The sequence below is a fragment of the Streptomyces sp. NBC_00080 genome (genome assembly GCF_045041255.1).
In the GTDB taxonomy this organism is placed as follows: Bacteria; Actinomycetota; Actinomycetes; order Streptomycetales; family Streptomycetaceae; genus Streptomyces; species Streptomyces coriariae.
In genome coordinates, this window is sequence record NZ_CP108235.1 from 1,766,110 (window position 1) to 1,784,380 (window position 18,271).

General features: G+C 72.5%; 16 protein-coding genes. 12 read left to right on the top strand and 4 right to left on the bottom strand.

The features are described 5' to 3' along the window. The first annotated feature begins 207 nt into the window (after positions 1–207). The 8 genes from OHU34_RS07895 to OHU34_RS07930 all read left to right on the top strand — a co-directional run bounded on the left by OHU34_RS07895 (position 208) and on the right by OHU34_RS07930 (position 7,596). Positions 208–999 carry a CoA transferase subunit A gene (locus OHU34_RS07895; protein ID WP_405765541.1) on the top strand — a complete coding sequence of 264 codons (792 nt, stop codon included), beginning with the start codon at positions 208–210 and terminating at the stop codon, positions 997–999. Continuing rightward, the gene (locus OHU34_RS07900; RefSeq protein ID WP_142267067.1) at positions 999–1,646 is read left to right on the top strand and encodes a CoA transferase subunit B; all 648 of its coding nucleotides are present in this window, start codon (positions 999–1,001) and stop codon (positions 1,644–1,646) included. The genes OHU34_RS07895 and OHU34_RS07900 overlap by 1 nt, the downstream gene beginning before the upstream one ends. Further along, on the top strand, positions 1,643–2,857 hold the full coding sequence (locus tag OHU34_RS07905) for a thiolase family protein (RefSeq protein WP_142267066.1): 1,215 nt from the start codon (positions 1,643–1,645) through the stop codon (positions 2,855–2,857). Before OHU34_RS07900 ends, OHU34_RS07905 begins: the two co-directional genes overlap by 4 nt. 17 nt (positions 2,858–2,874) lie before the next feature. Then, a complete protein-coding gene (gene pcaH / locus OHU34_RS07910) occupies positions 2,875–3,648 on the top strand; it encodes a protocatechuate 3,4-dioxygenase subunit beta (RefSeq protein WP_054241401.1) in 774 nt (257 codons plus the stop codon). Positions 3,649–3,654: 6 nt separating this feature from the next. Beyond that, a complete protein-coding gene (pcaG, locus tag OHU34_RS07915) occupies positions 3,655–4,260 on the top strand; it encodes a protocatechuate 3,4-dioxygenase subunit alpha (RefSeq protein ID WP_142267065.1) in 606 nt (201 codons plus the stop codon). After that, entirely contained in the window at positions 4,257–5,588 is a 1,332-nt protein-coding gene (gene pcaB, locus OHU34_RS07920) for a 3-carboxy-cis,cis-muconate cycloisomerase (protein ID WP_142267064.1), read from the top strand. Before pcaG ends, pcaB begins: the two co-directional genes overlap by 4 nt. Beyond that, on the top strand, positions 5,585–6,709 hold the full coding sequence (gene pcaD / locus OHU34_RS07925) for a 3-oxoadipate enol-lactonase (RefSeq protein ID WP_142267063.1): 1,125 nt from the start codon (positions 5,585–5,587) through the stop codon (positions 6,707–6,709). The genes pcaB and pcaD overlap by 4 nt, the downstream gene beginning before the upstream one ends. Before the next feature lie 95 nt (positions 6,710–6,804). Then, positions 6,805–7,596 carry an SDR family NAD(P)-dependent oxidoreductase gene (locus OHU34_RS07930; RefSeq protein WP_405765546.1) on the top strand — a complete coding sequence of 264 codons (792 nt, stop codon included), beginning with the start codon at positions 6,805–6,807 and terminating at the stop codon, positions 7,594–7,596. 77 nt (positions 7,597–7,673) lie between these two features. On the opposite strand, the gene OHU34_RS07935 is transcribed toward OHU34_RS07930, so the two are convergent. Beyond that, positions 7,674–10,388, bottom strand: coding sequence for an AAA family ATPase (locus OHU34_RS07935; RefSeq protein ID WP_142267061.1), 2,715 nt, complete (start codon positions 10,386–10,388; stop codon positions 7,674–7,676). A 285-nt stretch (positions 10,389–10,673) separates the two neighbouring features. Between OHU34_RS07935 and OHU34_RS07940 the strand changes: the two genes are divergently transcribed. Further along, positions 10,674–11,717: a DUF2510 domain-containing protein gene (locus tag OHU34_RS07940; RefSeq protein WP_142267060.1), complete on the top strand. Its 1,044-nt coding sequence runs from the start codon at positions 10,674–10,676 to the stop codon at positions 11,715–11,717. Positions 11,718–11,899: 182 nt separating this feature from the next. Here the strand turns inward: OHU34_RS07940 and OHU34_RS07945 are convergent, their stop codons facing one another. Continuing rightward, the gene (locus tag OHU34_RS07945; protein WP_142267059.1) at positions 11,900–12,514 is read right to left on the bottom strand and encodes a TetR/AcrR family transcriptional regulator; all 615 of its coding nucleotides are present in this window, start codon (positions 12,512–12,514) and stop codon (positions 11,900–11,902) included. A 222-nt stretch (positions 12,515–12,736) separates the two neighbouring features. On the opposite strand from OHU34_RS07945, the gene OHU34_RS07950 reads away from it, so the two are divergent. Together OHU34_RS07950 and OHU34_RS07955 are read left to right on the top strand one after the other, a co-directional pair. After that, a complete protein-coding gene (locus OHU34_RS07950; protein WP_142267058.1) occupies positions 12,737–13,534 on the top strand; it encodes a phosphatase PAP2 family protein in 798 nt (265 codons plus the stop codon). After that, positions 13,531–14,478 (top strand): hypothetical protein, encoded by a 948-nt coding sequence (locus tag OHU34_RS07955; RefSeq protein ID WP_405765550.1) that lies wholly within the window; start codon positions 13,531–13,533, stop codon positions 14,476–14,478. Before OHU34_RS07950 ends, OHU34_RS07955 begins: the two co-directional genes overlap by 4 nt. A gap of 51 nt (positions 14,479–14,529) precedes the next feature. Here OHU34_RS07955 and OHU34_RS07960 read toward each other — a convergent pair whose 3' ends face one another. After that, a complete protein-coding gene (locus tag OHU34_RS07960) occupies positions 14,530–15,348 on the bottom strand; it encodes a phospholipid scramblase-related protein (RefSeq protein ID WP_142267056.1) in 819 nt (272 codons plus the stop codon). A gap of 91 nt (positions 15,349–15,439) precedes the next feature. Then, a complete protein-coding gene (locus OHU34_RS07965) occupies positions 15,440–17,494 on the bottom strand; it encodes a phosphocholine-specific phospholipase C (RefSeq protein WP_405765553.1) in 2,055 nt (684 codons plus the stop codon). Between the two features lie 194 nt (positions 17,495–17,688). Here OHU34_RS07965 and OHU34_RS07970 point away from each other — a divergent pair, with 194 nt between their 5' ends. Further along, complete coding sequence (locus tag OHU34_RS07970; protein ID WP_405765555.1) at positions 17,689–18,189, top strand: hypothetical protein; 501 nt, start codon at positions 17,689–17,691, stop codon at positions 18,187–18,189. The last annotated feature ends 82 nt before the right edge of the window (positions 18,190–18,271 follow it).

Sequence of the window (18,271 nt, forward strand, 5' to 3'; positions counted from 1 at the left end):
CTCCTCAGCGTGAGATTTCGTCGGTGCACTGAACGATACCGCGTGCGACCGGCCTGGTCTTGTGCCCGTGTGACCCTGGTCGAACCCCCGGCCTGGGGTCTTGACTGCTCCACCCTGCGGTGGCAGCGTGTGGGAAACCTCGGAGAAATAATCAGTGCCCTGATTAATTGACGGGCCGGGGCGCGCGGAAGAGATGGGGCTTCACGGATGGACAAGGTGGTCGCCACGGCCCTGGAGGCGGTGGCCGACGTGCCGGACGGCGCGTCCCTGGCAGTGGGTGGATTCGGACTGAGCGGCGTGCCGAATGTGCTCATCCAGGCTCTGTACGAGCGGGGCGTCGCCGGACTGTCGGTCGTCTCCAACAACTGCGGCGCGATGGAGTCGGGCCTCGCGGTGCTGCTCGCCGCCGGTCGGATCGCCCGGGTAACCGGTTCCTACATCGGCGCGAACAAGGAGTTCGCCCGCCAGTACCTGTCCGGCGAGCTCGAGGTCGAGATGATCCCGCAGGGCACGCTGGCCGAGCGGCTGCGGGCCGGCGGGGCCGGGATCCCCGCCTTCTACACGCCCGCGGGCGTGGGCACCCAGGTCGCCGAGGGCGGGCTGCCGTGGCGTTACGACGGCGAGGGCGGTGTCGCCCTGGCCTCGCCGCCGAAGGAGGTCCGGGAGTTCGACGGCGCGGAGTATGTGCTGGAGCACGGTATCCGCACCGACTTCGCGCTGGTCAGGGCCGCGAAGGGCGACCGGCACGGCAACCTGGTGTTCAACAAGTCCGCCCGCAACTTCAACCCGCTGTCCGCGATGGCCGGACGGATCACGATCGCCGAGGTCGAGGAGCTCGTCGCACCCGGTGAGATCGACCCGGACGCGGTCCATCTGCCGGGCATCTTCGTGCAGCGCGTGATCGCGCTGACCCCGGAGCAGGCGGCGGACAAGAGGATCGAGCAGCGGACGGTCTCCGCGCCCGCGGCAGAGGGAGCAGAGGGAACGGTGAGCGAGTGATGGCCTGGACACGTGAGGAGATGGCCGCCCGCGCCGCGCGCGAGCTGCGGGACGGTCAGTACGTCAACCTCGGCATCGGGCTGCCGACCCTGATCCCGAACTACCTCCCGGCGGACGTCGAGGTGGTGCTGGAGAGCGAGAACGGCATCCTGGGCACCGGCCCCTACCCCACCGACGACGCCGTCGACCCGGACCTCATCAACGCCGGGAAGGAGACCGTGACGGTCCTGCCGGGCGCGTCCTTCTTCGACTCTGCGCTGTCCTTCGGCATGATCCGCGGCGGGCACATCGACGTCGCCGTGCTGGGTGCGATGCAGGTCTCCGAGCGTGGCGACCTGGCGAACTGGGCGATCCCCGGCAAGCTGATCACCGGGATCGGTGGGGCGATGGACCTGGTGCACGGGGCCCGTACGGTGATCGTCGTCATGACCCACACCGCCAAGGACGGCAGCCCCAAGATCCTCACGGACTGCGCGCTGCCCCTGACCGGGAAGCGTTGCGTGAACCGGATCATCACCGACCTGGGTGTCCTCGACGTCACCGAGGAGGGTCTGGTGCTGGTGGAGACCGCGCCGGGCGTCACCGCCGAGGAGATCGTCACGAAGACGGCCGCCAAGGTCCGTCTCGCCGAGGAGGTCCAGTCATGAGCAACGGTTTCAGGACCGTTTACATCGTCGACGCGGTCCGCACCCCGATCGGCCGCTACAACGGCGCTCTGGCCTCGGTGCGCCCGGACGACCTCGCGGCGCACGCCATCCGTGAACTCGTCGCCCGTACACCCGCGTTGGACCCCTCCCGCATCGAGGACGTGTACTTCGGCAACGCCAACGGGGCCGGCGAGGAGAATCGCAACGTCGGCCGCATGGGCGCGCTGCTCGCGGGCCTGCCCACCTCCGTACCGGGTGTCACCGTCAACCGGCTGTGCGCCTCCGGTCTGGAGGCGGTCATCCAGGCGGCTCGGGCGATCGCGGCCGGCGACGCCTCCGTCGCCGTCGCCGGCGGTGTGGAGTCGATGACCCGCGCACCGTACGTGCTGCCCAAGTCGGACCGGGCGTTCCCCGCCGGACACGGCGAGCTGTACTCGACGACGCTGGGCTGGCGGATGGTCAATCCGCGGATGGACCCGCAGTGGACGATCCCGCTGGGCGAGTCGGCCGAGCTGATCGCCGACAAGCACAAGATCGGCCGCGAGCAGCAGGACGAGTTCGCCCTCGCCAGCCACCGCAAGGCCGCGGCGGCCCAGCAGGCGGGTCTGTTCGACGCCGAGCTCGCGCCCGTGTCGATCCCGCGCCGCAAGGGCGACCCGGTCGTGTTCGGCGCCGACGAATGTGTACGGGCGGACGCCTCGCTGGAGGCGATGGCCAAGCTCGGGCCGTCGTTCCGGACCGAGGAGGGGACCGTGACGGCGGGCAACGCGTCGCCGCTGAACGACGGCGCCGCGGCCCTGCTGCTCGTGGACGAGGAGGGGTTGAGGGCGACCGGACGTGAGCCCCTCGCCCGGGTCAGCGCCACCGGGGTGTCCGCGATCGACCCGCAGTACTTCGGGCTCGCCCCCGTCGAGGCCGTCAACCGCGCGCTCGCCAAGGCGGGCAGGGGGTTCGCCGATCTGTCGGTGCTCGAACTGAACGAGGCCTTCGCGGCCCAGGTGCTCGGTTGTGTGGCCGAGTGGCCCGAGTTCGACCCGGCGGTCCTCAACCCGCAGGGCGGCGCGATCGCCCTCGGCCATCCGCTCGGCGCCTCCGGTGCCCGTCTCGCCGGTACGGTCGCCCACCAGCTGGCCCGTCGGGGCGGCGGCGTCGGGGTCGCCACGCTCTGCATCGGTGTGGGCCAGGGCCTCGCCCTCGTCCTCGAACGATAAGAAACCCAGGAACTCCCATGACTCTCACGCAAGCCGACATCGACCAGGAGATCGCGGCCGAGCACGCCGCGTACGAGAAGCGGATCGCCGACGGCGCGCCGGTCGAGCACCAGCCGCGCCGCGACTACGCGCCGTACCGCTCCTCCGTCCTGCGCCACCCGAAACAGCCGCCGGTCGCCATCGACGTCAGCAAGGACCCGGAGCTGGTGGAGCTGGTCTCCCCCGCCTTCGGCGAACGGGACATCACCGAGATCGACAACGACCTGACCCGGCAGCACAACGGCGAGCCGATCGGTGAACGGATCACGGTTTCCGGCCGGTTGCTGGACCGCGACGGGCGTCCGGTCCGCGGTCAGCTGGTCGAGATCTGGCAGGCCAACTCGGCGGGCCGTTACGCCCACCAGCGTGAGCAGCACGACGCTCCGCTGGACCCGAACTTCACGGGCGTCGGCCGCACGCTGACGGACGACAGCGGTTTCTACCGCTTCACCACCGTGCAGCCGGGCCCCTATCCGTGGCGTCAGCACGTCAACGCCTGGCGGCCGGCCCACATCCACTTCTCGCTGTTCGGCTCGGCGTTCACCCAGCGGCTGGTGACGCAGATGTACTTCCCGAGCGACCCGCTGTTCCCCTACGACCCGATCATCCAGTCGGTGACGGACGACGCGGCCCGGCAGCGGCTGGTCGCCACGTACGACCACAGCCTGTCGGTGCCGGAGTTCTCGATGGGCTACCACTGGGACATCGTGCTCGACGGGCCGCACGCCACCTGGATCGAAGAAGGACGCTGACCTGCCATGACGAAGATCGACACGAGCCGTCCGGAGACCGTGCTCCCCACTCCGTCGCACACGGTCGGCCCCTTCTACGGCCATGCTCTGCCGTTTCCCGGCGGTGGTGACATCGCCCCGCTCGGCCACCCGGACACGATCGCGCTCCAGGGCCATGTGTACGACGGGGAGGGCAACCCGTTGCCGGACGCGTTCCTGGAACTGTGGGGCGCGGACCCCGAGGGCAATCTGCCGCGGGTGGACGGCTCGATGCGGCGGGACGCGTCGAGCGGCGGTTTCCTCGGCCGCAACGGCGTGGAGTTCACCGGCTGGGGCCGCATTCAGACGGATGCCAACGGTCACTGGTCGGCGCGGACGCTGCGACCGGGCGCGCGCGGGCACAGCGCTCCCTATCTGAGTGTCTGTGTGTTCGCCCGTGGGCTGCTGGTGCACCTGTTCACCCGGATCTACCTGCCGGACGACGAGGCCGCGCTGACCTCCGACCCGCTGCTGACGCGGGTGGACCCGGCGCGGCGCGACACGCTCATCGCCACGCGCGGCGAGTTGGGGACCTACCGTTTCGACATCCGCCTTCAGGGCGAAGGCGAGACGGTCTTCCTGGAGTTCCAGTGACAACTGCGCACGACGACGCCGGCCTGCTCGCCCCCGGGTGGACCGGCTCCCCCGCCGCCGCCGCGACCGGCGACGGCGCCTATCTGCGGGCGCTGCTCGACGCGGAGGCCGCGCTGACCCGCGCCCAGGAGGCGCTGGGGCTGGCCCCGCAGGGCGCCGGAGCGGCGGTCACCTCGGCGGCCGGCGACGGCGGGTTCGACGTGCGCTCCCTCGCCGGGCGGGCGCGCGGCGGCGGTAACCCGGTGATCCCGCTGGTCGCCGATCTGACGAAGGCGGTCGGCGAGGAGTACGGCCCGTACGTCCACCGGGGCGCGACCAGCCAGGACATCATGGACACGGCGACGATGCTGGTCGCGGTGCGCACCCTCGATCTTCTGCTGGCCGACCTCGACCGCGTCCAGCGGGCACTGGCCCGACTGGCCGCCGCGCACCGCGACACGCCGATGCCGGGCCGGACGCTCACCCAGCACGCCGTGCCGACGACCTTCGGACTGAAGGCGGCCGGCTGGCGGTCGCTGGTGCTGGACGCGCGGGACCGGGTGACGGCGGTACGGGACGCGCTGCCCGCCCAACTCGGCGGCGCGGCCGGGACGCTGGCGGCCTTCACGGCGTACGGCGCCCCCGACGCGACCGCGCTGCCCGCCGCCTTCGCCCGTGAACTCGGCCTGCGGGCACCGCTGTTGCCGTGGCACACGCTGCGCACGCCGATCGCCGACCTGGCCGGATGTCTGGCCCTCTCCGCGGGCGCGCTGGGGAAGGTCGCGACCGACGTCCTGACCCTCGCCCGCACCGAGATCGCCGAGGTCGCGGAGAGCGGCGGAGGCGGCTCCTCGGCCATGCCGCACAAGGCCAACCCGGTGCGGTCCACGCTGATCGCGGCCGCCGCCCGGCGTGCCCCGCAGCTCGCGGCCACGCTGTACGGGTCCCTGGCCGCCGAGGACGAACGGCCGGCCGGGGCGTGGCACGCCGAGTGGGAGCCGCTCAGGGAGCTGCTCCGGCTGACCGGCGGGGCGGCCCGGGACGCGGCCGAGCTGACCGAGGGGCTCCGGGTGGACGCGGACGCGATGCGGGCGCACCTCGGCCTCACCCACGGGCTGATCGTCTCCGAGCGGCTGTCCGCGGCGCTGTCGGCCGTGCTCGGCCGTGCCCGCGCCAAGGAGCTGCTCACCGAGCTCGCCCGGCGCACCTACGCCGAGGACCGTCCGCTGGCCGAACTGCTGGCGACGGCGCCCGACCTGAAGGACGTCGACCTCGGCGACCTCACCGATCCCGCCCGCTACACCGGCTCCGCCGGAATCCTCACCGACCGTGCGCTGGAGCGACGTTGACCGAGAAGCTGCTCAACCACCTCGCCGAGGGTCCGACTTCCGCTCCGGCGCTGCTGCTCGGCCCCTCGCTGGGTACCTCGTACGCCCTGTGGGACAAGGTCGCGCCCGAGCTGTCCGCCACGCACCGGGTGGTCCGCTGGGACCTGCCGGGGCACGGGGGTTCGGCGGCCGACCTGATCGGTCCCGGGGCCACCGTGGGGGACCTCGCCGACCTGGTGCTGGCGCTGGCCGACTCGCTCGGCCTGGAGCGGTTCGCCTACGCGGGCGTGTCCCTGGGCGGCGCGGTGGGTCTGCAGCTGGCGCTGCATCACCCGGAGCGGGTGTCGGCACTGGCGGTCATCTGCTCGTCGGCCCACTTCAACGGGGCCTCGCCTTGGGAGGAGCGGGCCGCGCTGGTGCGCCGCGAGGGACTGGCGGGGCTCGCCGAGGGTGCGAACGCCCGTTGGTTCACTCCCGGGTTCACCGTGCCGGGGCTGGTCGCCGACCACCGCGACGCCGATCCGGAGGCCTACGCGGCGTGCTGTGACGCGCTGGCCGCGTTCGATCTGCGCGAGCGGCTGCCGGAGATCGCCGTACGGACCGTGGTGGTCGCGGGGCGTGAGGATCCGGCGACGCCGCCCGCGCATCTGCGGGAGATCGCGGACGCGGTGCCCGGCGCCGCACTGGTCGAGCTCCCGGGTGCCTCGCATCTCGCGCCCGCCGAGTGCCCCGAGGCCGTACTGACCGTGCTGCGCACCCATCTCGACGGCGGCGCCAAGCGGGGCATGGAGGTGCGCCGGGAGGTGCTCGGGGACGCGCACGTGGACCGGGCGCAGGCTCGGCAGAACGGGTTCACCGCGCGCTACCAGGACTTCATCTCCCGCTACGCCTGGGGCGAGATCTGGACCGACCCGACGCTGAGCCGCCGTGAGCGCAGCATGATCACGCTGACCGCGCTGGTGGCGCACGGCCACTACGAAGAGCTGGCCATGCATGTTCGGGCGGCCCGGCGCAACGGGCTCACGTCCGAGGAGATCGGCGCCGTACTGCTCCAGACGGCCGTCTACTGCGGGGTTCCGGCGGCGAACTCGGCGTTCGCGACGGCCCAGCGGGTGCTGGCCGAGGAGGACGGGGCCGGCTGAGGCGCGTACGGCCGAGGAAAGCCGAGGGTGATCCTGCCGGTGGTGGCTCCGGCGGTATCACCCGGAAACCGGTGTGCCGTGCCTACGGTGGGGGCATGTCCACCATCCTGATCACCGGCGCCACCTCCGGCCTCGGCCGGTACGTCGCGTTCGAACTCGTCCGCTCCGGCCATCTCGTCCTCGCCCACGGCCGTGACCCGGGCCGTACGGAGCGGCTCGTCGCCGAGTTGCGTGCCGAGGGCGAGGCGGCGGGGTTCGTCGCCGATCTGGCCTCGCTGGCGCAGGTGCGCGGGCTGGGCGAGCGGGTCGCCGAGGCCCACCCCGCGCTCGATGTGCTCGTCAACAACGCGGGGGTGGGCGCCGGTTCGCCCGGTTCGGGCCGTGAGGTGAGCGCCGACGGTCACGAACTGCGGCTGGCGGTGAACTACTTGGCACCGGTGGCCCTGACCCGCGCCCTGCTGCCCGCCCTGCGGGCGGGGGCGCCCGCGCGGATCGTCAACGTCGGCTCGGTCGGCCAGGAACCCGTCGACTTCGACGACCCCGGGTTCACCCGGGGCTACGACGGGTTCGCCGCCTACTGCCGGTCCAAGTTCGCGCTGGCGGCCCACACGTTCGCCCTGGCGGCGGAGCCGACGGGCAGCGGGGTGTCGGTGAACGTGCTGCATCCGGCGACGTTCATGGACACCGCGATGGTCCGCGAGGGCGGGGTCGCGCCCTGGAGCACGGTCGCCGACGGCGCGCCGGGTGTCCTGGCGCTGGCCACCCAGGAGTCGGGCACGGGCGGCTTCTTCGACGGAACACGTCCGGCGCGGGCGCACGAGGCGACGTACGACCCGCAGGTCCGGGCGCGCCTCGCGCGGCTCACCGAGGAACTGCTGGGCTCCTGACGGCGGATGCCCCGCACGCCGTGCGCGGGCCGCCGCGGGAGGCCGCCGGTGTCACCTCCACCGGCGGCCTGCCGCGGCTATCTCCGGGTCTGTCCGGGTACCAGGCCCACCTGCGGCGCGCCCATCCCCCGCAGTGCCTGCTGGGCCTTGTCCACCAGGCCGTCCGCTCCGCAGGAACGCGCCAGTGACAGGCCCCGGCCGAGTTCGGACACCGAGCGGGAGAGGACGCCGTACTCGACGCGGGCGGCCGCGTGTTCGTACTGGCAGGGCGAGGACTCCAGGAAGGTGACCGCCTGCTGGGCCAGCCGGACCGCGCGCTGGCCGGTCTCCAGGGCCGCGGCGCAGCGCAGGGCCTCCCCGATCGCGGTGTCGGTGCCGAAGCGCTCGGCCTGACGGCGGGCCTCGGAGACGAGCCGGTTGGCCCGGTCCGGGTCCTCGGTGGCCAGCGCTCGGGCGAGTTCGACGGCCCAGGGGACCATCACCGGGTTGAGGTGGCCGCGCGCGGCGGCCGCCTTCTCGGCCGCCTCCAGTTCGTTGATGCCGTCCTTGACCCGGCCGACGGCCAGCAGCAGCCGGCCGCGCACCGAGCGCGGGTCGGGAAGCACGATCGTCGACGGGTACGGCGGGGCGAAACCGTACTGTTCGGCGGTCTCCCAGGCCTCGGCGACATGGCCGCGGGCCAGCAGCGTGTCGATGAGGTTGCAGGTGGCCGACCAGTACAGGGGCAGGCCGCGGCCGACGCGTTCGGCGACCCGCAGGGATTCCCTGAGGGACTCCTCCGCCTCCTTCAGACGGCCCCGGCGGCGCAGGCCCAGTCCGAGGTAGGCGTGGGCCAGCGCGAGGTGGCCGCCGCTCCAGCCGGCGGACGTGTAGGCGCGCAGGGCCTCGTTGAAGAGGGCGTCGGCGCGGTCGAGCCGGTCGGTGTAGGCGTAGGAGCTGGCCAGCATCATCAGCAGTTCGATGCCCCACTCCTGGTCGGTCCAGCCGAGCCCGGGCGCGAGACCGCCGTTGACGAGGGCGCGGTCGCAGAACTCGGCGACCTCCTCGGCGTTCTCGCCGTGGGTCATGGCGTCGAAGCCACGCAGGATGAGCAGGGCGCGCTCGGCGTTGTCCCGGCCGGTGCAGGTCTCGACCAGCTGGGCGAGCCGCTCGGAGCGGCGCGGTGTGGTCGCCTCCCCGGCGTGCACGCCCTCCCACATGAACTGCACGGCCTGCAGTCGCAGCCGCGCGGGTCCGGGGGCGTGCCGGGCGGCCTCCGCCTCGACCGTGCGGACGGCCTCCTCCAGCTGGTCGTTGTGCAGGAGGGCCTGGGAGAGACGGTAGACGGCGTCGACGCGCTCGGTGCCGTCGAGTCCCGGCATGGCGAGTGCGGTTCGCAGGTGGTCGATGGTCCTGGCGGGGGCGGTGAGGAGGGTGGCGCAGCCCAGTTCGTAGAGCACGTGCGCGTGCACCTCGGGGGCGGGCGGTTCGCTCAGGGCCCGTTCCAGGCAGCGGCGGGCCGCGTCGGGGGCACCGACGGCGAGGTGTTCACGGGCGGCCTCGCGCAGCTGCTCGACGAGTTCCTCGTCGCCCTCCGCGTGCACCTGGAGCAGGTGCCGGGAGGCGGCCGCGAGGCCCTTGCCGGCGTCGGTGACGACCTGGGCGGCGATGCCGTGCATCGCGGTGCGCAGGCCTCCGGGGATGGAGTCGTAGACGGCGGAGGCGATCAGCGGGTGGACGAACTCCAGATCGCCGTCGCCCGCCGGGACAGCCCCGGGGACGGGCTCGGTGAGGATGCGGGCGTTGCGCAGCAGCTCGGCGCAGCGCGCCGCGTCGTCGCGGCCGAGTCCGGCGAGCAGGGCGGCCTGGGCGACGGAGATGTCGGCGCCGAGGATCGCGGCGGCCATGGCGAACTTGGTGGCGTCGACGCCCAGTTTCTCCAGGCGGTCGACGAGGCCGCCGCCACGGGCCGCGCGGTTCAGGGCGCGCAGTTCGCCCGCCGAGGACTCGCTCGCCTCCAGTTCGCTGTCGCGGACCTTGGCGAGGAGTTCGACGGTCTCGTAGGGGTTGCCGTCGGTGACGGCCCACACCTCGCGGCAGAACGCGGCGTCGGCGTGCGGGCCGAGGGTGGCCCGGGTGAGGCCGGCGACCGCGGGCGGGGTCAGGGCGCTGAGGCTGGTGACGGCGCGGCCCGCGGCCACGCCGATGGCGTCGAGGTGGCGGGCGGCGTCGCCCTTGACCTCGCCGGGCCGGCGGGCCACCACGACCAGGACGGAGAGTTCCTCGAGGCGTTCGACGAACGCGACGAGCCAGCGCAGGGTCTCCTGGTCGGCCCAGTGCGCGTCGTCGATCAGCAGGACGAGCGGGTAGTCGCGCCTGGCCAGCCTGGTCACGGCGGCGACGAGGCCGTCACAGACGCCCTGCGGGTCGGCGTGGCCCTCGCCGGGTTCCAGAATGCCGAGGGCGGGACCGGCGATGTCGTACCAGTCGCCGAGGTACTCGCGGGCCTCCTCCGGGTGCAGGGACAGCAGGGTGGGCTGAAGCAGCTGCCGTACCACGTTGAAGGGGACGGATTTCAGTGTCTCGCCGCCGCGGGCCGACCAGACCGCGCAGCCGCGGCTCTCGGCGATACGGCGGGTCTCGGCCAACAACGCGGTCTTGCCGAATCCCGCCTCGCCCCGAAGCACCAGCAGGTGACCCGACGAGGACCGGTCGGCGCAGAGTGTCTCCACCGCCTCCGCGATGGCGGTGACTTCCCGCTCGCGCTCCCACAGGGAAGCCGAGGCGGCCGTCGTCGGCCTGACCTCCGTCATCCCGCTACCTCCCCAAGTCGCCCGAACGACGTACCGACGTCGAGCGTAGCCGTCCGGGGGCTCGCGCGGAGGGCGGTCCGGGCAGGTCCCGCCTCCAGGGTGACACGCGACGGTCCGGGACGCCCCGGCGGGCCTGCGGAAGTGGTCCCCCCGCGTCAACGGCGAGTGACGGGCACCGAATTGACGTCCAATTCACGCCAGCCGGGCGGCGGGCGCCCGTAACGGATTTCAACAGAGTGCCCTCCCTCTCATCCGGCTTTCACCGACGCCTCATACGGTGGGGTCATGACGCAGGTGACTCCTCCCGGGTGGTATCCCGATCCGGGGCAGACAAGTGACGGTCCCGCCACCGAACGCTGGTGGGACGGCAAGGCATGGACGGACCAGACCCGCGCCGCGGGCTCGGCCGCCGTATGGGGTCCGCCGGCGCAGACCCCGGCGGACGGCGCGTACCCGGCGTATCCCGGTTATCCGGGGTATCCCGCGGCGCCGGCGGACCCGGGCCGGCGGCGCGGACTGCGGACGGGCATAGCCGTCGCCGCGGCCGTGGCGGTCCTCGCCAGCATCGGGGTCGGCGTGTACGCGCTGGCCAAGGACGACGGCTCGGGCGGCGGCAGTGGCACGGCCCAGGGACCGGGCGGGCAGGGCGGGCCCGGCGGCACGGGCGGCCAGGACGGCAGCGGCGGCCAGGGCGGGCCCTTCGGCGACTCCGGTGGCTCGGGCGGCTCCGGAGACTCGGGGGGCTCGGGGGGCTCGGGGGGAGCCTCCCCCTCGCCCGGGGAGTCCGAGGCACCGAAGATCAAGAGCGGTGCGGTGACCGACGCGCTCAACGGGATCAGCATCGCCATTCCGGACGGCTGGACCGGCCAGGAGCTGAGCGTGGGCGCGCAGATCACCTCCGACTCCTCCTACAAGTGCCCCGGCGACACCTCCAAGACCTGCACCAAGGGGGGCGTGTACTCGGCGCCCGTCGAGGTGCTGGAGACCAAGGGCGAGACCGCCGAGGCGGTCGCGAAGGCGGACATCTCCGCCAACGCCGAGGAGTCCTACGGCGGCACGACGTACGGCGCGATCACCTCGCACCAGGTGCTCGCCTCCAAGGCGGTGACGGTGGCCGGGCAGAAGGGCTACCTGGTGCGCTGGAAGGCGGTCACGAGCAAGGGTGCGGACGGCTATGTCGAGTCGCTGGCGTTCCCCGCGCCCGCGGACACCAAGCGGCTGGTCGTGCTCCGCTTCGGGGTCGACGCCGATCAGAGCGTGTCGATCATCGACACCATCACCAAGGGCATCAAGGTGTCGACGGGCGGCGGCAGCGGACAGGACGTCTGACACGGTCGGCCGGGTGGGGCACCCCTCCGCTCAAGGGGGCCCCACCCGGCCGGGTGGTGCGCGCCGCCCCCGTCCCCACGGTGCGGCGCGAGACAGGTCACCGTCCAGTCATCCCGTGGACGGTGGCCTGAGCCATGTGTTGATCCCTGTGCTGATCTCCGCGTCGGTCTCCGGGCCGGCCCCTAGGTGAGACCGAGCGCCGGCAGGACGGCGGCCTCCACGAAGCGGACCAGGTACTCCTGGTCCGCGTACTCCCCGTCGACGACGGGACGGGCGCGGATCACGCCGAACATCTGCGCCGGGATGTACTCCAGCGCCGGGTGGTCAGGGGCGATCTCGCCGCGTTCGACCCCGCGCCGCAGGATCTCCCGCAGCGCCTCGATCTCGGGCGTGATGATCGCCTCCCGCAGCGCCAGCGCGAGGTCCTGGTCACCGGTGACGGCGTGGCCGAGCGCCTGCAGCAGCTTGGTGTCGTTCGTCGACCAGCGGCCGGTGGCCCGCGCGGCCTCGCGCAGGTCCTCGGCGAGCGAGCCGGTGTCGATGCCGGTGAGCCGCGCCTCGCGACGCGAGCGCAGCGCGGCCACGACGAACTGGGGCTTGGTCTTCCACTGCCGGTAGAGCGTGGACTTGCTGCACCGGGTGCTGGCGGCGATGCCCTCCATGGTGACGGCTTCGTAACCGCATTCACGGACCTGGTCGAGGACGGCGTCGAAGAACTCCTGTTCACGCTCGGGCGTGAGCTTGGAGCGGCTCGTGGCGGCGACCGACTCGGGTCCGTCCGCTGCCTGCGACATCATCTGCCGTTCCCCTCGCTTCTCTTCCGTTCCTTCGGCCCGTCTCGAGGCCGCCGCGGGATTCTCTGTCCAGTGTGGCGCACACCATCGATACGCCAGTGTACCGGTACGCCGGCGTATCGGTACACTGGCGTATCGGTACGACACAGTATCGATGGTGTATGCACGAGTCACGAGCACGGCAGCACCACCCACACGCACCACCGTCAGTGAAGGGGCCGGGGGATGAATGCCCGCACCGAGCCTGGGGAAGCGGAGCCGGTCACACCGGCGCGGCCGCCCATAGTCCGAGAGCTCCTGCTGGTCGCAGGACTCTTCCTCGTCTACAAGCTCGGCCGGCAGCTGGCCGCGGGCCACACCGGCGAGGCCTTCCGCAACGCACACGACGTGTGGCACGTCGAACGCCTGCTCCGGCTGCCCCGGGAAGACTCCGTCCAGGCACTGCTGCTGCACGGCGACACCCTGGTCAGGGTCGCGAACACCTACTACGCGACCGTGCACTTCCCCGCCACCCTGGCCTTCCTGGTCTGGCTCTACCTGCGGCGCCCGGCCCACTACGTGTGGGCCCGCCGGGTGCTGGCCGCGGTCACCGCCGCCGCGCTGGTGCTGCACCTCGCCCTTCCGCTCGCCCCGCCGCGGATGCTGACGGGAACGGGACTGATCGACACCGCGCGCGTGTACGGGCCTTCGGTGTACGGCCCGCCGCGGACGGACCATCTGTCGAACCAGTTCGCGGCGATGCCCTCGCTGCACTTCGGCTGGGCCCTGATGGTCGCGATCGGCCTCGTCGTCGCCACCCGGTCACGGTGGCGGTGGCTGTGGCTGCTGCATCCGCTGCTGACCCTGCTGGTGATCGTGGGCACGGCGAACCACTACTGGCTCGACGCGATCGTGGCGGGCGCCCTGCTCGGCCTCGCGCTCGCGCTGATCCACGCCCCCCGGCGCACGGCCACGACGACGGGACGCGGTATCCGCACCCTCGTCCCGGCCGAGGAGCCGGTCCTCGTGGGAGCGGGCCGATGAACGCCACCCTGGTCGCCGTCGTCCTGTCCCTCTTCTCGGCCGTCGCCTACGCGGCCGCCGCCGTCGCCCAGGAAGGGCTGGCCTCACGACACCCCGGCACGGGCCTGCTGCGTCTGCTCGGCAACGGCGCCTGGTGGTCGTCGGTGGGGCTGAACGCCGCCGCCGCGCTGCTGCACGTGGTCGCCCTCAAGTACGGACCGCTCACCGTGGTGCAGCCGCTCGGCGCGCTCACCCTGGTCGCGGCGGTGCCGATGGGGGCGCGGGTCGCCGGGCGCAAGGTCGGCGCCGCCGAGTGGCGGGGCACCGCCTTCACCCTGGCCGGCCTGGCGGCGATCCTGGTCACCGCGTCGGGTCCGGCGCCCGAGGACGTGCTGAGCGTGCCGGAGGCGGTGGCGGTGGCGGGCGCGACGGCTGCGCTCATCGGGCTGCTGGCCCGGCGCGGCGCCAAGCCGGGACTGCGGCACGCGACCGCGTCCGGCTTCGCCTCGGGGGTCGCCTCGGCGCTCACCCAGACCGTGACGGTGGCCGTGACGGACCGGTCGGGCCCGCTGCTCAGCGTGCAGGTGATCGGCGTTGCGCTGCTGGTCGCGGCCTTCGCGGCGGCCGGGCTGCTGCTGTCGCAGACCGCCTACCGGGGTGGCCTCGGCGCACCGCTGGCGATGGTGACCCTGGCGAACCCGGTGGCCGCCGCGGCGATCGGCCTCGCGCTGCTGGGCGAACGCCTCCAGGGCGGGGCGGCGGGGGTGCTCCTGGCGCTGGCCGGTGCGGGCGTCGCGGGCTGGGGTGTGGTGCTGCTGTCCCGGGCCGCGCCGCAACCCGGTGCCGTCCAGGACGAGGATCACCCCGTGGCGGCGGTGCTGGCCCTGAGGCCGGAGACGGCGTCGGCCGAACCGGCCCTGCTGCCCCGGCCGACGACCGGGCCGGAGCACCTCACCCCGCTGTAGCCCCGGTGCTCGGAGGTGACAACCCGGCGGTGTCACCTCCGCGCGGGGGCGTCAGCCCAGGCCGCGCGCGTCCTGCTTGAGCGCGGTGTCCACGGTCAGGGCCGTGGCGACGACCAGGCTCAGCAGCGGCTCGGGCAGCTGGTAGTGGATCTGCAGGACGTAGTTGTCCGCCGTGGTGAACATCGTCTTGGCGAGGCCTTCCCAGGTCTTGGTGATCCGGGCGACCTCGTTGTCGGCGTGGTCGACGATCGCGAAGTTCCAGGCCCGCCAGTTCTCCGCCTTGATCGCGCCGATCCGACGGCCGTCCGCGTTGATGGCGAAGTTGATCTTTCCGAAGACGTTCTGCTGGACGATCTCGCCGACCGGCTGCCCGTCGGGGCGCGTCACGACCACCCGCGACTTGAGGAACTTCGCCGGACGGGTCAGCAGCAGCACCGGCTGCCCGTGGGCGTCGCGGATCTCCAGCTTGTGCGTCAGGTACTGGTCGATGCTGACGACGAAGCGCAGGATCTTGCGCAGCGCGCTCTGGCCGACCTGGACGACCGAGCCGAGCTGACCGCCCTGCTGGTCCATGACCTTGTACTCGTTGGTCAGCTCGATGAGCTTGGCCTTCTGGTTCACCACCAGCACCGGCTCGCTGAACAGCGTGCCGCCGCCGGGGCCGCCCGCCGCGACCCCGGCCTGCTGCTGCACCTGGCGCTGGACGCGCTCGTCCGGCCCCGCCTGGTGGGGCACCTGCGGCGCGGCCTGGCCCTTGCCGTCCTCGTGCGTGTGCTCGGTCCACTGGGCGCCGTCCCAGTAACGCAAGGTCTGGGCCGCCCCGTGCGGGTCCGGGTACCAGCCTGAAGGTGTGTTCGAATGCGTGGTCACCGGGGCACACTACCCCGAGCCCACCGCGACCTGACCAGCCCCCACGATGCGGTGTTCACCGCGCATTTACCGTGGCGGCGGCCCAAGCGGGTCACTCCGTGACGATCGCCGGGTCGCTCACCCCGGGGCGGCCGTTCTCGACGTGCCCGGCGAACCGCCGCAGGAACGCGGGGTCGGCGCCGGACGTGACGGTGAGGTCGTACCACCGGCGGCTCGCCCGCAGGTCCAGGGTGCGCCTGAGCGATCCGCCGGGCCTCAGCCTGACGGTCGTGGGGCGCCCGCCGTAACCGTCGGCCACCGTCAGCTCCACCGTGCCGTAGCCCCGGTGGGTGAAGGTCAGTTCCAGACCGTCGTCGACGTGCCGGGCGGTCACCTCGGCCCCGGCCGCCTTGCCCGCCCCCTTGAAGACGCGCAGGAACCCGTTCGGGCCGTGCACGGTCAGGTCGTGCGAGCCGCCCGAGTACGCCGAGTTCCACGTGTCCGAGACGCTCGCCCCCGCCCCGGTGGTGTAGCTCCACGGTCCGTCGGCACGGTTGCCGGAGGTGACCAGGAAGGCGGCGCCCGCCTTGGCCCCGGAGGCGAAGGTGAGGGTGAGGGTCCCCGCGGCCGGGTCCACCGAACCGTGCACGGCGGGCTCGTACGTGAGCGGGCGGGTGGGCCGCGTGCCGCGCTCCTGCTTCGGCAGGACGGGGACGGCCGGCGGGGTGGGCACGTAGTCGGGGTGGCGGCCGCGGTCCGGGGGCTCGTAGCCGTCGGTGTCCGGCAGGGCGACCGGCCGGGTGTCCGGGCGGGTGAAGTCGAACGCGGAGGTCAGATCGCCGCACACCGCGCGCCGCCACGGCGAGATGTTCGGCTCGTGGACGCCGAAGCGGCGCTCCATGAACCGGATGACCGAGGTGTGGTCGAGCGTCTCGGAGCAGACGTAACCACCCTTGCTCCAGGGGGAGATGACGAGCATGGGCACCCGCTGGCCGAGCCCGTAGGGACCGGCGGTGTGACCGCTGTCGCCCGGGAAGACGTCGAGGCCCACGTCGACCGTCGAGCGGCCCTGCGCGGCCGAGGCCGGCGGGAACGGCGGGAGCAGGTGGTCGAAGAAGCCGTCGTTCTCGTCATAGGTGACGAACAGGGCCGTCTTCGCCCACACCTTCGGGTCGCAGGTGAGCGCGTCGAGGACCTGGGCGATGTACCAGGCGCCGTAGTTCGCGGGCCAGTTGGGGTGTTCGGTGAAGGCCTCGGGGGCGACGATCCAGGAGATCTGCGGCAGCCGACCGCCCTTGACGTCCGCCTTCAGCTGCTCGAAGTACCCCTCGCCCGTGCGGGCGTCGGTACCGGTGCGGGCCTTGTCGTACAGCGGGTCGCCGGGCTCGGCGTTCTGGTACTGCTTGAAGTACAGCAGGGAGTTGTCGCCGTAGTTCCCGCGGTAGGCGTCCTGGATCCAGCCCCAGCTGCCCTTCGCGTCCAGGCCGTCGCCGATGTCCTGGTAGATCTTCCAGGAGACCCCGGCCCGCTCCAGACGTTCGGGGTACGTCGTCCAGCCGTAGCCGGCCTCGTCGTTGCCGAGCACCGGGCCGCCGCCCTTGCCGTCGTTGCCGGTGTGTCCGGTCCACAGGTAGTAGCGGTTGGGGTCGGTGGAGCCGATGAAGGAGCAGTGGTAGGCGTCGCAGACGGTGAAGGTGTCGGCGAGCGCGTAGTGGAAGGGGATGTCCTCGCGGGTCAGGTACGCCATGGTCGTGGCGCTCTTGGCGGGCACCCACTTGTCGTACCTGCCGCCGTCGAAGGCGACATGGCCGTCGTTCCAGCCGTGCGGGAGGTCCTGCAGGAAGGCGAGACCCAGGTCGTCGGCGTCGGGGTGGAAGGGGAGGACGTCCTTGCCCGCGCCGTCCGCCTGATGCCAGACCGGCTTGCCGTTCGGGAGGGTGACCGGGCGCGGGTCGCCGAAGCCTCTGACCCCCCGCAGCTTGCCGAAGTAGTGGTCGAAGGAGCGGTTCTCCTGCATCAGGACGACGATGTGCTCGACGTCCTCGATCGACCCGGTGCGGTGGTTCGCGGGCAGCGCGGCGGCACGTTCGATGCTGCCGGAGAGAGCGGTGAACGCCGTCGTGGCGCCCGCGAGTTGGAGGAATCGGCGCCGGTTGACTTCGGGCATGGGTGAGGCACCTCTCGTACGGAAGGGGCTGCGCCTGCCGGTTCGTGACGCAATGCGCGCGCAAGGAGTGTTCCAAGGGCACCGAACGTCAGGGAAGGCCCGGATGACGTCGGCGTGAAAGTCGACGGTACGAGGGGGGTGCGGCGGGCCAAGACTCCAAGGAGGAACTGCTCGTCGAGATCCAGGCGCGGGTGATGGGACCGCTGCTCTCCCGCGCCCGCCAGATCGCGGACCTCGACACGGATCCCCTGTTGCGGCTGCGGCTGCTGTCCGAATCGCTGCCGAGCATCATCTTCCGCAGGCTCGACCACATCTGGGTCTACGAGCACGGCTACCGCAGTCCGAGTGGCGCGGAACTGAAGACCCTGCTGGGCAAGCGTTCCGACTTCGGACAGGTGATCTCGGGGCTGCTCACGGAGGCCGTCGACCAGGGCACCTTCCGCGCGATGCCACCCCGGCTGGCCACCCTGCAGTTCCTCAATCTGCACAATCACACCTACCAGTGGGTGCGCACGGACGGGCAGTGGGACGCCGCGTTCCTGTCCCGCGAATACTGCGCGACCCTGTTCCGCGGCTCCGGCGCGCCCGACCACGCCCTGCCGAAGCTCGAAAAGCAGGCCGAGGCGTTCAAGCACGACCACCCGGAACTGCCCCTCGATCCCGAGGCCGGCTGGAATCCACCTCCCGCCACCTAAGCCGAATCCCGGCCCGGATCCAGATCCGCATGACGAACGGGACCGAGCCGCGCCGGCGCGCGCCGGGCCCTTCGTCCTGACA

Bases quoted from the DNA above. Each gene is read 5' to 3' on its own strand.
- OHU34_RS07950 (WP_142267058.1), top strand. From the start codon at position 12,737: ATGAATGCCCGCACCGAGCCTGGGGAAGCGGAGCCGGTCACACCGGCG.
- OHU34_RS07965 (WP_405765553.1), bottom strand. From the start codon at position 17,494: ATGCCCGAAGTCAACCGGCGCCGATTCCTCCAACTCGCGGGCGCCACG.
- OHU34_RS07970 (WP_405765555.1), top strand. From the start codon at position 17,689: ATGGGACCGCTGCTCTCCCGCGCCCGCCAGATCGCGGACCTCGACACG.
- OHU34_RS07955 (WP_405765550.1), top strand. From the start codon at position 13,531: ATGAACGCCACCCTGGTCGCCGTCGTCCTGTCCCTCTTCTCGGCCGTC.
- OHU34_RS07945 (WP_142267059.1), bottom strand. From the start codon at position 12,514: ATGATGTCGCAGGCAGCGGACGGACCCGAGTCGGTCGCCGCCACGAGC.
- OHU34_RS07940 (WP_142267060.1), top strand. From the start codon at position 10,674: ATGACGCAGGTGACTCCTCCCGGGTGGTATCCCGATCCGGGGCAGACA.
- OHU34_RS07895 (WP_405765541.1), top strand. From the start codon at position 208: ATGGACAAGGTGGTCGCCACGGCCCTGGAGGCGGTGGCCGACGTGCCG.
- OHU34_RS07935 (WP_142267061.1), bottom strand. From the start codon at position 10,388: ATGACGGAGGTCAGGCCGACGACGGCCGCCTCGGCTTCCCTGTGGGAG.
- OHU34_RS07905 (WP_142267066.1), top strand. From the start codon at position 1,643: ATGAGCAACGGTTTCAGGACCGTTTACATCGTCGACGCGGTCCGCACC.
- OHU34_RS07900 (WP_142267067.1), top strand. From the start codon at position 999: ATGGCCTGGACACGTGAGGAGATGGCCGCCCGCGCCGCGCGCGAGCTG.
- OHU34_RS07930 (WP_405765546.1), top strand. From the start codon at position 6,805: ATGTCCACCATCCTGATCACCGGCGCCACCTCCGGCCTCGGCCGGTAC.
- pcaH (WP_054241401.1), top strand. From the start codon at position 2,875: ATGACTCTCACGCAAGCCGACATCGACCAGGAGATCGCGGCCGAGCAC.
- pcaG (WP_142267065.1), top strand. From the start codon at position 3,655: ATGACGAAGATCGACACGAGCCGTCCGGAGACCGTGCTCCCCACTCCG.